Raw genomic sequence first — 14,324 nt, 5'->3', positions numbered from 1 at the left:
CGCGGCGGCTAGAGTCGGGGCCATGAATCGGGGGAAAGGCGTGACCAGGACATTGCGCAAGGCATGGTTGCCGCTGCTGGCGGCGGTGGTACTCGCCGTGCTGGCGATGCCCGCGTTCGCGCTCGGGTTGGGACAGATCACCGTCAAGTCGGAGCGCGGCGAACCGCTGCTGGCCGAGATCGCGATCATCTCCAGCGATCCGGGCGAACTGGAGAACCTGCAGGCGCGACTGGCCTCGCCGGAGACCTTCGCGCGGGTCGGCCTGGAGCCGCCCGACAGCACCGTCAGCGGCCTGCAGTTCACAGTGGCGCTGGACCCGCAGGGCAGGCCGGTGATCCGGGTCACCAGCACCGAGCCGATCGACGCGTCGCTGCTGACGTTCCTGCTCGAGGTCGACTGGGGGCAGGGACGGCTGGTGCGCGAGTATTCGGCGCTGCTCGACGCGCCGGAGACCGTGGCCGCGCCGGCGCAGCCGCCGATCGAGGCGCCTTCGGTGGCGCCGTCCAGCACCATCGTCCGCGAGCCTGCCGCACCGGCACCTGCAGCCACTCCGGAACAGGCAGCGGCCGAACCTGCGCCGACACCGGAACCCGAATCCGCAGCCGCCCCGGTCGCCGCGGAGCAGCCGTCCGAAGCGCCGGCGCCGTCCACCGCCATCGAGCCGACGCCTGTGCCGGCAAGCGAGCCGGCACCCCGCGCCCGGCCAGTGGCGGCGACGCCGGGCGACTACGGCCCGGTGCAGGTCGGCGACACGCTGGGCAAGATCGCCCGTTCGATCGACCCCGACGGCCATTCGCTCGACCAGGTGATGCTGGCGCTGCTGCGCGCCAATCCCGACGCCTTCATCAAGGGCAACATCAACCTGGTGAAGGCCGGCGCGGTGCTGCGCATCCCGAACGGCTCGGAGCTGTCCGAGTACAGCGCACGCGAGGCGCGCGCGATCGTGCACGAACAGATCGGCCAGTGGCGCGAGATGCGCAAGGCGTCCGAGCAGCCGGCGGCGGTCGCGGCGCAGGACGCGACCGGTGGCGAAGGCGCCGACGGCGCGGCGGGCACGCCGGCCACCGCCGACGCACGGCTTGAAATCGTGCCGCCGTCGAGCGACGACGCGCGGCAGGCAGGTACACGATCCGGCACCCAGGCCGGCGGCGAGGGCGACATGCTGCAGGAACTGCAACAGACCAAGGAAACCCTGGCGGCGCGCGACGCCGAAGTGCAGGAACTCAAGGCACAGGTGGCCGAGCTGGAGAAACTGCAGCAGGACCAGCAGCAGCTGATCGCGCTCAAGGACAACAAGCTGGCCGAGACCCAGCAGGCGCTGGCCGCGCGCCAGGCCGAGGCGGGCGGACCGGCCACCGCGCAGGACTCGATGGCGATCTGGCCGTGGGCGCTCGGCGCACTGCTGGTCGGCGTCGTGCTGGCGTGGCTGCTGATGCGGCGCAGGTCGGCCACGCCGAAGCGGCCGGCGTTCGATACCTCGCGCCTGGCCGCGAGCGTTCCGTCGCCGGCTCCCAAGAAACCGGCTTCGCCGGCAGAGGTTGCGCCAGTTGCGGTGCCGACCCAGGGCGCACCGACCTGGCACGCGGGAGGGCCGCCACCCTCGACGCCGGCGGCGGTGTCCGTCGAACCGGTTGCCGAACCGGCGCCTGATCCGGTACCCGCGCCGGGCATCATCGAGGCGTCCGAGACCTCGCCCATGGGCCACGACCGCATCGAGTTGGCCCGCGCGTACATCGAGCTGGGCGACATCGACACCGCGCGGGGACTGCTGCAGGAAGTGGCCGACGACGGCGACGCCGCCACGCGCGGCGAGGCCCTGCGGCTGCTGCGCGAGCTGGTCTGACGCGGCAGGCGGTTCCGGTGCGTTACGCGCTCGGCGTCGAGTACGACGGCACCGGCCTGTTCGGCTGGCAGCGGCTTGGCAAGCCCGGCACCGAAGCGGTGCCGACGGTGCAGCAGATGCTGGAAGAAGCGCTGTCCTCGGTCGCCGATGCGCCGGTCGACACTGTCTGCGCCGGCCGTACCGACGCCGGCGTGCACGCGCGCTGCCAGGTGGTCCATTTCGACAGCGATGCCGCGCGCGAGCCGCGCGGCTGGATGCTCGGCGCCACCTCGCGCCTGCCGCAGGCAGTGTGCGTGCGCTGGTGCGTGCCGGTGGCCGAAGATTTCAGCGCACGTTTCTCGGCGCGCGCGCGGCGCTACCGCTACAGCATCCTCAACCGCCCGATGCGGCCCGCGCTCGGTCGCCAATACCTGTCGTGGGTGCGCCAACCACTGGACGCAGAGGCGATGCATCGCGCCGCCCAGGCGCTGGTGGGCGAACGGGATTTTTCCGCCTTCCGCACCGTCCACTGCCAGGCCCCGCATGCGCGGCGCGACCTGCAGCGCATCGCGGTGTCGCGCGATGGCGAATACGTGCACGTCGACGTGCAGGCCAATGCCTTCCTGCACCACATGGTGCGCAACATCGTCGGTTCCCTGTTGCTGGTCGGGCAGGGCGGGCAGCCTGGATCGTGGATCGCGGAACTGCTCGCCGGCCGCGACCGCACCCTGGCCGGCCCGACCGCGCCGCCGGGCGGGCTGGTATTCGTCGGGCCGCTGTATCCGCCCGGATGCGGGTTGCCGCCGGAAGTGACGCTGCCGGGCTGAACGCATGCGTCCTCGTGCCGCCGATGCGCGGTAACGGTTACGCTATCGCGTCCACCCCTGCACCAGTCGAGCATGTCCCGCACCCTGTTCCGCACCCGCATCAAGTTCTGCGGCATGACCCGCGCCGGCGACGTGCGCCTGGCCAGCGAGCTGGGTGCGGATGCGGTGGGATTCATCTTTGCCGAAGGCAGCCCGCGTTGCATCCACGCGCGCGAAGCGCGATTGCTGCGCAATGCGCTGGCGCCCCTGGTCGACGCGGTCGCGGTGTTCCGCGACAACGCGGCCGATGACGTGCGCGAGGTGGTGAAGCAGGTGCGGCCGTCGCTGCTGCAGTTCCATGGCGACGAGGACGATGCCTTCTGCCGGGGCTTCGGCGTGCCCTATGTCAAGGCAATCGGCATGGGCAACGCGCTGGTCGGGGACGCGGTCGCGCTGCAGGTGCGTTATCCGGGCGCCGCGGCGTTCCTGTTCGACAGCCACGGCGACGGCATCGACGGCGGCAGCGGACAGGCGTTCGACTGGTCGCGGCTCCCTCCGGGCCTGGTCAAGCCGGTGATCCTGGCTGGGGGGCTTGGCATCGGCAACGTGTTCGACGCGGTCGTGCGCACGTTGCCCTGGGGCGTGGACGTGTCCAGCGGCGTCGAGGCTTCCCCGGGCCACAAGGACGGCGATCGCATGCGCGAGTTCGTCGAGGAAGTGCGGCGTGCCGACTGCCACGTCGAACCAGACATCGAAGCCGGTACTGCTGGTGCGGCCACGGCCAACGGAATCAAGAAGTGAACCATTCGAACCACGCCCCCACGCCGAACGCCGACGCGATCGACTACCACGCCTGGCCCGACGCTGGTGGCCATTTCGGTCGCCACGGCGGGCGCTTCGTCGCCGAGACCCTGATCGGGCCGCTGGAGGAACTGGCCGCGGCCTACGACGCCGCGCGCGTGGACCCGGCGTTCGTCGAGGCGTTCGACCGCGACCTGGCGCACTACGTCGGCCGGCCCAGCCCGATCTACGAGGCTCGGCGGCTAAGCGACCACGTCGGCGGCGCGCGCATCGCGCTCAAGCGCGAGGACCTGAACCACACCGGCGCGCACAAGATCAACAACACCATCGGCCAGGCGCTGCTCGCCAGCCGCATGGGCAAGACCCGGATCATCGCCGAGACGGGGGCCGGCCAGCACGGCGTCGCCAGCGCCACCGTCGCCGCGCGGCTCGGCCTGGAGTGCGTGGTCTACATGGGCGCCACCGACATCGAGCGCCAGAAGATCAACGTCTACCGCATGCAGCTGCTCGGTGCACGCGTGGTGCCAGTGACCAGCGGTTCGGCGACGCTCAAGGACGCGCTCAACGAGGCGATGCGCGACTGGGTCACCAACGTGCGCGACACCTTCTACATCATCGGTACCGTCGCCGGCCCGGACCCGTACCCGCGCATGGTGCGCGATTTCAACGCCGTGGTCGGGCGCGAGGCACGGGCGCAGATGCTGGCCGAACAAGGCCGCCTGCCGGACGCGATCACCGCTTGCGTGGGCGGTGGCAGCAACGCGATCGGCCTGTTCCACGCCTTCCTCAATGATCCAGGCGTGCGCATTGTCGGCGCGGAAGCGGCGGGCGAGGGCATCGCCAGCGGCCGCCACGCCGCGTCGCTTGCTGCCGGTCGCGTCGGCGTACTGCACGGCAACCGCACCTACGTGCTGTGCGACGACGACGGGCAGATCACGGAAACGCATTCGGTGTCCGCGGGCCTGGATTATCCCGGCGTCGGTCCCGAGCACGCCTTCCTCAAGGACACCGGCCGCGCCGAGTACCTGGGCGTGACCGACGACGAGGCGCTGGCCGCGTTCCACCTGCTGGCGAAGACCGAGGGCATCCTTGCCGCGCTCGAGTCCAGCCACGCCATCGCCCAGGCCATCAAGCTGGCACGTGACATGCCGAAGGACGCGATCGTGCTGTGCAACCTGTCCGGCCGCGGCGACAAGGACGTCCACACCATCGCCGCGCGCGAAGGGATGGATCTGTGAAGCGCGGAACGCCTGGCATTTGGCTCCCTCCCCTTGAAGGGGAAGGAGAAGAACGATGAGCCGCATCGACAGCAAGTTCGCCCAGCTCAGGGCCGCCCACCGCAAGGCCCTGATTCCCTTCGTCACCGCTGGCGACCCATCGCTCGAATCGCTGGTGCCGGTGATGCATGCGCTGGTGCAGGCCGGTGCCGACGTGATCGAGCTCGGCGTACCGTTCTCCGACCCGATGGCCGACGGCCCGACCATCCAGCGCAGTTCCGAACGCGCGTTGGCGCGCGGCGCCGGGCTTCCGTACGTGTTCGAAAGCGTGCGCGCGTTCCGCCAGCGCGACGCCGCCACGCCGGTGGTGCTGATGGGCTACCTCAACCCGGTCGAGGTTCGCGGCGCGGACCGCTTCGCCCGGGAAGCCGCCGATGCGGGCGTCGACGGCGTGCTGCTGGTCGACCTGCCGCCGGAAGAAGCCGACGGCTTCCGCGAGGCCTTCGCCGCGCACGGCGTGGCGCTGGTGCTGCTGGCGTCGCCGACCACGACGCCCGAACGGCTGGAAACGCTGTGCGCGCAGGTGCAGGGCTACCTGTATTACGTCAGCCTGGCCGGCGTCACCGGCGCATCCGGGCAGCTCGACACCGGCGCCGCCTCCGCGCGCCTGCGCACGATCCGGGCCATGAGCGCGGCTCCCGTGGTGGCCGGGTTCGGTATCCACGATGCCGCGAGCGCCGCGGCCATGGCCGTCGATGCGGACGGGGTCGTGGTCGGCAGCGCGCTGGTCGCCGCGATGGCCGGTGCGGGCGACCCGGCGGAGGCGGCCGCCCGCGCCGCCGCCTTCCTGGCGCCGCTGCGCGCGGCGCTGGACCAGGCAGGCTGAATTGGCCCCGTGCGCTAAACTTTCCGGCCTGACGCGGCCACCGCCGCCCCAAGGCAAGTAATCGAATGTCCTGGCTGAAGAAAGTGATGCCTGCCCGCATCCGCACCGAACCCGGCGCACCCAAGAAGCGCAGCGTCCCCGAGGGGTTGTGGGAGAAATGCGACCGTTGCGGCTCGGTCCTGTACCGGCCCGAGCTCGAGGAAAACCTCGAGGTCTGCCCGAAGTGCAACCACCACCGGGCGATCCGCGCCCGCGTACGCCTGCGCGCGTTCTTCGATGCCGACAGCACGCAGGAGATCGGCGCCGCGCTCGGTCCGACCGACGTGCTCAGGTTCAAGGACCAGAAGAAGTACGTCGACCGGATCAAGGCCGCGCAGAAGAGCACCGGCGAGCGCGATGCGCTGGTGACCCTGCAGGGCACGCTCAAGCAGCAGCCGCTGGTCGCCAGCGCCTTCGATTTCGCCTTCATGGGCGGCTCGATGGGCTCGGTGGTCGGCGAGCGCTTCACCCTCGGGGCCGAGCGCGCGCTGGAGATCGGTTCGCCGTTCGTGTGCTTCTCCGCCAGCGGCGGCGCGCGGATGCAGGAGAGCCTGTTCTCGCTCATGCAGATGGCCAAGACCTCGGCCGCGCTGGCGCGCCTGCGCGCGGCCGGATTGCCCTACATCTCGGTGATGACCCATCCGACCACCGGCGGCGTGTCGGCCTCGTTCGCGATGCTCGGCGACATCAACCTGGCCGAGCCCGAAGCGCTGATCGGCTTCGCCGGCCCGCGCGTGATCGAGCAGACCGTGCGCGAAACCCTGCCCGAGGGCTTCCAGCGCTCCGAGTTCCTGCTCGACCACGGCGCCATCGACCAGATCTGCGACCGCCGCGAGCTGCGCGACCGCATCGCCACGCTGCTGGCGTTGTTGACGGGGCAGCCGCAGCCGGAGGACGACACGGTCGTCGAGGCAAACCCATGAGCAGGAAGTATTTCGGCACCGACGGCATCCGCGGCCGCGTGGGCGAGGGCCCGATCTCGGCCGACTTCCTGCTGCGGCTGGGCAACGCCTACGGCCATGCGCTGTGTGCGGCGGCCGCGGCGGCCGGCGAGAAGCGCGGCGGCGAATGGCGCAAGCCGCAGGTGATCATCGGCAAGGACACGCGGATCTCGAACTACATGTTTGAGGCCGCGCTCGAAGCGGGGCTGTCCGCGGCGGGCGTCGACGTGCAGCTGATGGGGCCGATGCCGACGCCAGCGGTGGCGCACCTGACCCGCTCGCTGCGCGCCGACGGCGGCATCGTCATTTCCGCCTCGCACAACCCGCACTACGACAACGGCATCAAGTTCTTCTCCGCCGAGGGCGAGAAGCTCGACGACGCCACCGAATTGGCCATCGAGGCGGCGCTGGACAATCCGTTCAGCACGGTGCCCTCCGAACAGCTGGGCAAGGCCGTCCGTACCCGCGACGCCGTGGGTCGCTACGTCGAGGCCTGCAAGAACTCGGTCTCGCGCAACTTCGACCTCGACGGCATGCGCATCGTGGTCGACTGCGGCCACGGCGCCACCTACCAGATCGGCCCGATGGTGCTGCGCGAGCTCGGTGCACGCGTCGACGCCATCGGCGTGGATCCCAACGGCCTGAACATCAATGACGGCGTCGGCTCGATGCACCCCGAGGGCCTGTCGGCGCGCGTGCGTGAGATCGGCGCGGAACTGGGCATCGCCTTCGACGGCGATGGTGACCGGGTGCTGTTCGTCGACGGCGACGGCCTGGTTCGTGATGGCGACGACCTGCTGTTCGTGCTGGCCAGCGACTGGAAGGCCAGCGGCCGCCTGCGCGGGCCGGTGGTCGGTACGCTGATGAGCAACTACGGCTTCGAGCGCGCGCTGGGCGAGGCGGGCATCGGCTTCGTTCGTGCCAAGGTCGGCGACCGCTACGTGCACCAGGCGTTGCTCGAGCACGGCAGCAACCTCGGTGGCGAGGCCTCCGGCCACCTGCTGTGCCTGGACCGGGCCACCACCGGCGACGGCATCGTCAGCGCCCTGCAGGTGCTCGAAGTGCTGCACCGTCGCGGCATCAGCCTGCGCGAGGCGCTGCGCGGCCTGCAGAAGGTGCCGCAGCAGACGGTGAACGTGCGCTGTTCCAACGGCGCGAAGCCTGCCGAAGCCGACAGCGTGAAAGCCGCGCTGGCGACGGCCCAGGCCGGCGTTGCCGGGCGCGGGCGCGCGTTCCTGCGTCCGTCCGGGACCGAGCCGGTGGTGCGGGTCACGGTGGAGGCCGACGACGACGCGCTGGTGCAATCCACGCTCGAATCGCTGGTCGCCGCGGTCCGGGCTGCCGCCTGAACGCGCCCGCCGTCGCGGCCTGTCCGCGCCGCGTGGATACGGGCGCCGTCCGGCTGGACTAATCTATCGATCGCGGCGTGCCTGTTTCATTCGCCGGCCGCAGCGATCAATGTCCCGAGCAATGAACCCAGACAAGAGCCTTCGCATGCCTGCCCGAATCCCCACACTCGACATTCGCCGATTCACCCACCCGGCCAGCCCGCAGGATCGGCAGGCTTTCGTCGACGAACTCGGCGCGGCCTATCGCGAGTGGGGCTTTGCCGGCATCCGCAACCACGGCATCGCGCAGTCGCTGATCGACGACGCCTACGGCGTGTTCAAGGCGTTTTTCGCGCTGCCCGAGGACATCAAGAAGCAGTACCACGTGGCGGGCGGCGGCGGTGCGCGCGGTTACACGCCGTTCGGCGTGGAGACCGCAAAAGGCGCCAAGCACTTCGACCTCAAGGAGTTCTGGCATATCGGCCGCGAGATCGCTGGCGACTCGAAATACCGTGATGTCATGCCGCCGAACCTGTGGCCTTCCGAGGTCGACGGCTTTCGCGAGAAGGGGTATGCCCTGTACCAGGCGCTCGACGAACTCGGCGCCCAGGTGCTGGCCGCGCTGGCGTTGCACATCGACCTGCCGGAGTCCTGGTTCGCCGACAAGACCGATTTCGGCAACTCCATCCTGCGCCCGATCCACTACCCGCCGATCACCGCCGACGACATCCCCAACGTGCGTGCCGGCGCGCACGAGGACATCAACCTGATCACCCTGCTGGTCGGCGCCAGCGCGGCGGGCCTGGAGGTGAAGTCGAAGCAGGGCGAGTGGGTGCCGTTCACCTCCGACGCGGACACCATCGTGGTCAACATCGGCGACATGCTGCAGCGCCTGACCAACCACGTGTACCCATCGACCACCCACCGCGTGGTCAATCCGCCGGGCGAACAGGCGCGGCAGCCGCGGTACTCGGTGCCGTTCTTCCTGCACCCGAACCCGGACTTCATGATCGACGTGCTGCCGTCGACGGTCACCGCCGACAACCCGAGCCGCTACCCCGAACCGATCACCGCGCAGGGCTACCTCGAGGAGCGGCTGCGGGAGATCAAGCTGAAGTAGTTCCCGGGAGTGTCGGGAGATTCCCGGGAACTCCGGCCCCCCGGAACCTTTGTGGGAGCGGCTTCAGCCGCGAGCTTTTTGCTTCCGGCTGGAATCATGCAAGAAGCTCGCGGCTGAAGCCGCTCCCACAACAGTCGCAAGCCCGCGGCTGAAGCCTGCTCTGAGCCTGTCGAAGGGCCGCTTCCACAAGGCTTTCCGCACCCCCATCGGCTATCCTTGCGTGCCTTTCCACAGGAGTCGCCCGATGCGTCGCAGGATCGTTGCCGGTAACTGGAAGCTGCATGGCAGCCGTGCCTTCGCCACGGAACTGCTCGGCGGCGTGGCCGCGGGCCTGCCGGTGGCCGGCGTCGAGGTCGTGGTGCTGCCGCCGCTGCCGTACCTGGGCGACCTGATCGAGGATTTCGAGGAGCAAGGCCGCCTCGAGTTCGGCTCGCAGGACGTGAGCTGCAACGAGAAGGGTGCTTACACCGGCGAGGTCTCCGCGGCGATGATCGCCGACGTGGGCGCGAAGTACGGCCTGGTCGGCCATTCCGAGCGGCGCCAGTACCACCACGAGAGCAGCGAGCTGGTGGCGCGCAAGTTCGTGGCCGCCAAGGCCGCCGGGCTGGTGCCGATCCTGTGCGTGGGCGAGACCCTGGAGCAGCGCGAGGCCGGGCAGACCGAGTACGTGCTCGCCGGCCAGCTCGACCCGGTCTTCGAACTGGCCGGGAACGCGGCGCTGGACGGCGCCGTGGTGGCCTACGAACCGGTCTGGGCGATCGGGACAGGCCGTACGGCGACCCCCGGCCAGGCCCAGGCCGTGCACGCATTCATCCGTGGCGAGGCCGCGGGGCGCGATGCTACAATCGCCGGCTTGCTACCGCTGCTGTACGGCGGCAGCGTGAAGCCCGACAACGCGGCCGAGCTGTTCGCGCAGCCCGACGTCGATGGCGGGTTGATCGGCGGGGCATCCCTCGTTGCCGCCGATTTCCTGGCCATCGCCAAGGCGGCGGCTTCCTGAATCCACCGAGCGGTTCCCGGCCGGGAATCCACCACCCAGAGTCCATGCGATGTTGATGTTGGTCCTCAACGTGTTGTTCGTGCTGGTCGCGATCTCGATGATCGCGCTGATCCTGATGCAGCGCGGCGCGGGCGCGCAGGCCGGTTCCGGCTTCGGCGGCGGCGCCTCGGCCACCGTCTTCGGCGCGCGCGGCTCGTCGAACTTCCTGTCCAAGGCCACCAAGTGGCTGGCGATCGTGTTCTTCGCCATCACCCTGTTCATGGCCTGGCACGTGACCCGGACCTCGCAGCCCGGGCTGGCCCAGCAGGACCTGGGCCTGATGGCGGAGGTGCCGGCCGCGCCGGCGCCCGCCAACGGCGACGCAGCCGTGCCTTCGGCGACTGCGCCGGCGGTGCCGTCCGCGCCCGCGCAGCCTGCCGATGCAGGTGCCGCCCAGCCGGCGCAAACGCAATCACAACCGCCCGAGCAGACGCAACCGGTACCGCAGGGCGATTGAGACACTTACAATGCCCGTGTTTCGCGCCCGGAGCGGCGCGCAACGAAACATTGCCCAGGTGGCGGAATTGGTAGACGCACTACCTTGAGGTGGTAGCGGCTTAGGTCGTGGGGGTTCGAGTCCCCCCTTGGGCACCAGAAGCGGAAGGCCTGCACCTTGGTGCGGCTTTCCACTACAACGCCCGCGGCATGCAGGATGCGTGCAGCGGCAGAGGGGTTCCGGCGGGATGCGGAACCCGAGCAATGGCCGCTCGCGCGGTCAGTAGCCGAGAGAAGCAAGCGTGCTGGCCGAATACCTGCCGACCCTGCTGTTCCTTTTCGTTGCCACGGGCATCGGTATCGCCCTGATCGTGATCGGCAACCTGCTCGGGCCCAAGCGGCCGACGGCGGAGAAGCTCTCCCCGTACGAATGCGGATTCGCCGCGTTCGAGGACTCGCGGATGCAGTTCGACATCCGCTACTACCTGATCGCCATCCAGTTCATCGTCTTCGACCTGGAAATCATCTTCATCATCCCGTGGGCCACGGTGTTCCGCCAGCTGGGCGTGCTCGGCCTGGTCGAGATGGGCATCTTCGTGGGCATGCTGCTGCTCGGTTTCATCTACGTCTGGAAGAAGGGAGCCCTGGAATGGGAGTGATCCAGTCCATTCAGAAGGCTGCGGACTTCATCAGCAACCCGCTGCCGGAAGGTCGCGTCGACGACATCCTGCGACCGGAAGGCGATAACCCGCTGACCGAACGCGGTTTCGTCACCACCAGTTCCGACGTGCTGCTCAACTGGGCGCGCACCGGTTCGATGTGGCCGATGACGTTCGGCCTTGCCTGCTGCGCGGTCGAGATGATGCACGCCGGCGCCTCGCGCCTGGACCTGGACCGCTTCGGCGTGGTGTTCCGCCCGTCGCCGCGCCAGTCGGACGTGATGATCGTGGCCGGCACCCTGGTCAACAAGATGGCCCCGGCGCTGCGCAAGGTCTACGACCAGATGCCCGACCCCAAGTGGGTGATCTCGATGGGCAGCTGCGCCAACGGCGGCGGCTACTACCACTACTCCTACGCCGTGGTGCGCGGCTGCGACCGGATCGTCCCGGTCGACGTCTACGTGCCCGGCTGCCCGCCGACGGCCGAGGCCCTCGTGTACGGCATCCTGCAGCTGCAGAAGAAGATCCGCCGCGCCACCAACTTCGGCGAGAACAAGACGGGGCTGCGCAATGGCTGAGCAAGCCGGTCACGAAGCCGGTCGCGAGACGGCATCGGCATTCGCCGATCGCCTGCGCGCGCGCTTCGAGGGCGCCGAGGTCGGCGTGGCCATGTCGCGCGGCGAGGTGGGCATCGTGTTCTCCCCGGACGCCTGGCACGATGGCTGCCGCGCGCTGCGCGACGAGTTCGGCTTCGAGATGCTGGCCGACCTGTGCGGCATCGACTACCTCGGCTACGGCAGCGACGAGTGGGATACCGACGTGTCCTCCGAAGGCTTCAGCCGCGGCGTCGAGGGCAGGGGGCCGGGACGCTTCAAGTACGGCGAGCGCCCGAGCCGGCAGGCGCCGCAGCCCGAAGCGACCGAGATCACCCCGATTCCGCAGCGACGCTTCGCCGCGGTGGCGCAATTGCTTTCGGTCGAGCATAACCGGCGCGTGCGCGTGACCTGTTTCGCGGCCGACGACAGCCTGCCGATCGTGGCCTCGGTCACCGACCTGTGGCCGGGCGCGAACTGGTTCGAGCGCGAGGCGTTCGACCTGTTCGGCATCGTCTTCCAGGGCCACCCGGACCTGCGCCGGATCTTGACCGACTACGGCTTCGTCGGCCATCCGTTCCGCAAGGATTTCCCGCTGATCGGCAACGTCGAGGTCCGCTACGACGCCGAGAAGCAGCGCGTGGTGTACGAGCCGGTGACCTCGGTCGAGCCACGCGTCCTGGTGCCGCGCGTGATCCGTGACGATGCGCGCTACGCCACCGCCATCGGCGAGGACAACGACCTCAAGGTCCGCGGCACGATCGGACCGGCCGATGCAGGAGCCGCGAAATGAGCGCCCATCCGCACGTCTCCAGCGCGCCCTTCGCCAGCAACGTGGCCGAGGCGCGGCAGGAGATCCGCAACTACACGATGAACTTCGGCCCGCAGCACCCGGCCGCGCACGGCGTGCTGCGCCTGATCCTGGAGATGGACGGCGAAGTCGTGCAGCGCGCCGACCCGCACGTCGGCCTGCTGCACCGGGGCACCGAGAAGCTGGCCGAGTCCAAGCCCTTCAACCAGTCGATCGGTTACATGGACCGGCTCGACTACGTGTCGATGATGTGCAACGAGCACGCCTACGTGCTCGCGATCGAACGGCTGATGGGGATCGAGGCGCCCGAGCGCGCGCAGTGGATCCGCACGCTGTTCGACGAGGTGACGCGGATCCTCAACCACCTGATGTGGATCGGCTCCAACGCCCTCGACCTGGGCGCGATGGCGGTGATGCTCTACGCGTTCCGCGAGCGCGAGGAGCTGATGGACGTGTACGAGGCGGTATCGGGCGCGCGCATGCATGCGACCTACTATCGCCCCGGAGGCGTCTACCGCGACCTGCCCGAGCGCATGCCGCAGTACCGCGAGTCGAAGTGGCGCAAGGGCTCCTCGCTCAAGCGCTTCAATGCCTGGCGCGAGGGTTCGATGCTCGATTACCTGGAAGCCTTCGCGAAGGACTTCCCGGATCGCATCGACGAGTACGAAGTCCTGCTGACGGACAACCGGATCTGGAAGCAGCGCACCGTCGGCATCGGCGTGATCCCGCCGGAACAGGCGCTGGCCTGGGGCATGACCGGCCCGATGCTGCGCGGTTCGGGCGTGGCCTGGGACCTGCGCAAGAAGCAGCCCTACGCGAAGTATGCCGAAGTCGATTTCGACATCCCCGTCGGCGTTACCGGCGACTGCTACGACCGCTACCTGGTGCGCGTGGCCGAGATGCGCCAGTCGGTGCGGATCATCGAGCAGTGCGTGCGCTGGCTCAAGGCCAATCCCGGGCCGGTCATGATCGACAATTTCAAGGTCGCCCCTCCCCGCCGCGAGGAGATGAAGGACGACATGGAAGCGCTGATCCACCACTTCAAGCTGTTCTCCGAAGGCTACTGCGTGCCGGCCGGCGAAACCTATGCCGCGGTCGAGGCGCCGAAGGGCGAGTTCGGCTGTTATCTGGTTTCCGACGGCGCCAACAAGCCGTTCCGCGCGCACCTGCGTGCGCCCGGGTTTGCCCACCTGTCGTCGATGGACGAGGTGGTGAAGGGACACATGCTGTCCGACGTGGTGGCGATGATCGGTACCTACGACATCGTGTTTGGTGAGGTTGATCGATGAAGGCCACCGGCAATTTCGAGAACGCGCGCAACGTCGACCCGATGGTCGTGCTGTCCGACGACGTGCGCGCGCACATCGACCACTGGGTGGCGAAGTTCCCGCCGGACCGCAAGCGTTCGGCGGTCATCCAGGGCCTGTTCGCCACCCAGCAGGCCAATGGCGGCTGGCTGAGCGACGAGCTGATCGCCGCGGTTGCCAAGTACCTTGGCATCCCGCCGGTGTGGGCGTACGAGGTCGCGACCTTCTACTCGATGTTCGAGACCAGGCCGGTTGCCCGCAACAACGTCGCGTTCTGCACCAACATCAGCTGCTGGCTCAACGGCGCAGAGGACCTGGTGAGGCACGCGGAGCGGAAGCTCGGCTGCAAGCTCGGCGAATCCACCGCCGATGGCCGCGTGTACCTCAAGCGCGAGGAAGAATGCGTCGCCGCGTGCTGCGGCGCGCCGGTGGTCGTGATCAACGGCCATTACCACGAGAAGCTCGACACCACGGCGGTGGACGAGCTGCTCGACGGACTGAAGTGAGGCTGGACGCAGGC

General features: G+C 69.2%; 15 protein-coding genes and 1 tRNA gene. All 16 read left to right on the top strand.

Annotated elements, in window-relative coordinates; genetic code table 11:
• Positions 1–22: 22 nt before the first annotated feature.
• The 16 genes from ACFONC_RS06160 to nuoE all read left to right on the top strand — a co-directional run bounded on the left by ACFONC_RS06160 (position 23) and on the right by nuoE (position 14,310).
• Positions 23–1,843, top strand: a complete 1,821-nt coding sequence (locus ACFONC_RS06160) for a FimV/HubP family polar landmark protein (RefSeq protein ID WP_386742832.1) — start codon at positions 23–25, stop codon at positions 1,841–1,843.
• Positions 1,844–1,860: 17 nt separating this feature from the next.
• Complete coding sequence (gene truA, locus ACFONC_RS06155) at positions 1,861–2,649, top strand: tRNA pseudouridine(38-40) synthase TruA (protein ID WP_386742831.1); 789 nt, start codon at positions 1,861–1,863, stop codon at positions 2,647–2,649.
• Between the two features lie 72 nt (positions 2,650–2,721).
• Positions 2,722–3,429: a phosphoribosylanthranilate isomerase gene (locus ACFONC_RS06150; protein ID WP_386742830.1), complete on the top strand. Its 708-nt coding sequence runs from the start codon at positions 2,722–2,724 to the stop codon at positions 3,427–3,429.
• Between the two features lie 38 nt (positions 3,430–3,467).
• Positions 3,468–4,667 (top strand): tryptophan synthase subunit beta, encoded by a 1,200-nt coding sequence (trpB, locus tag ACFONC_RS06145; RefSeq protein WP_386743076.1) that lies wholly within the window; start codon positions 3,468–3,470, stop codon positions 4,665–4,667.
• A gap of 55 nt (positions 4,668–4,722) precedes the next feature.
• Positions 4,723–5,532 carry a tryptophan synthase subunit alpha gene (gene trpA / locus ACFONC_RS06140; protein ID WP_386742829.1) on the top strand — a complete coding sequence of 270 codons (810 nt, stop codon included), beginning with the start codon at positions 4,723–4,725 and terminating at the stop codon, positions 5,530–5,532.
• A 65-nt stretch (positions 5,533–5,597) separates the two neighbouring features.
• Positions 5,598–6,494, top strand: a complete 897-nt coding sequence (accD, locus tag ACFONC_RS06135) for an acetyl-CoA carboxylase, carboxyltransferase subunit beta (protein WP_386742828.1) — start codon at positions 5,598–5,600, stop codon at positions 6,492–6,494.
• Positions 6,491–7,861, top strand: coding sequence for a phosphoglucosamine mutase (gene glmM / locus ACFONC_RS06130; protein WP_386742827.1), 1,371 nt, complete (start codon positions 6,491–6,493; stop codon positions 7,859–7,861). The genes accD and glmM overlap by 4 nt, the downstream gene beginning before the upstream one ends.
• A 145-nt stretch (positions 7,862–8,006) precedes the next feature.
• On the top strand, positions 8,007–8,960 hold the full coding sequence (locus ACFONC_RS06125; protein ID WP_386742826.1) for an isopenicillin N synthase family dioxygenase: 954 nt from the start codon (positions 8,007–8,009) through the stop codon (positions 8,958–8,960).
• A gap of 244 nt (positions 8,961–9,204) precedes the next feature.
• On the top strand, positions 9,205–9,960 hold the full coding sequence (tpiA, locus tag ACFONC_RS06120; protein ID WP_386742825.1) for a triose-phosphate isomerase: 756 nt from the start codon (positions 9,205–9,207) through the stop codon (positions 9,958–9,960).
• Between the two features lie 49 nt (positions 9,961–10,009).
• A complete protein-coding gene (secG, locus tag ACFONC_RS06115) occupies positions 10,010–10,456 on the top strand; it encodes a preprotein translocase subunit SecG (RefSeq protein ID WP_386742824.1) in 447 nt (148 codons plus the stop codon).
• Between the two features lie 52 nt (positions 10,457–10,508).
• Positions 10,509–10,593: transfer RNA gene (locus ACFONC_RS06110), tRNA-Leu, on the top strand.
• Positions 10,594–10,736: 143 nt separating this feature from the next.
• Entirely contained in the window at positions 10,737–11,093 is a 357-nt protein-coding gene (locus ACFONC_RS06105) for an NADH-quinone oxidoreductase subunit A (RefSeq protein WP_386742823.1), read from the top strand.
• Positions 11,084–11,671, top strand: coding sequence for a NuoB/complex I 20 kDa subunit family protein (locus ACFONC_RS06100; protein WP_386742822.1), 588 nt, complete (start codon positions 11,084–11,086; stop codon positions 11,669–11,671). The genes ACFONC_RS06105 and ACFONC_RS06100 overlap by 10 nt, the downstream gene beginning before the upstream one ends.
• The gene (locus tag ACFONC_RS06095) at positions 11,664–12,479 is read left to right on the top strand and encodes an NADH-quinone oxidoreductase subunit C (protein ID WP_386742821.1); all 816 of its coding nucleotides are present in this window, start codon (positions 11,664–11,666) and stop codon (positions 12,477–12,479) included. Before ACFONC_RS06100 ends, ACFONC_RS06095 begins: the two co-directional genes overlap by 8 nt.
• Positions 12,476–13,786, top strand: a complete 1,311-nt coding sequence (locus ACFONC_RS06090) for an NADH-quinone oxidoreductase subunit D (RefSeq protein ID WP_386742820.1) — start codon at positions 12,476–12,478, stop codon at positions 13,784–13,786. Before ACFONC_RS06095 ends, ACFONC_RS06090 begins: the two co-directional genes overlap by 4 nt.
• Entirely contained in the window at positions 13,783–14,310 is a 528-nt protein-coding gene (gene nuoE, locus ACFONC_RS06085) for an NADH-quinone oxidoreductase subunit NuoE (protein ID WP_386742819.1), read from the top strand. The genes ACFONC_RS06090 and nuoE overlap by 4 nt, the downstream gene beginning before the upstream one ends.
• Positions 14,311–14,324: the final 14 nt, after the last annotated feature.

This window comes from Luteimonas soli (assembly GCF_042648865.1).
Taxonomy (GTDB): Bacteria; Pseudomonadota; Gammaproteobacteria; order Xanthomonadales; family Xanthomonadaceae; genus Luteimonas; species Luteimonas soli.
This window is presented reverse-complemented; position numbering and strand designations above follow the sequence as displayed.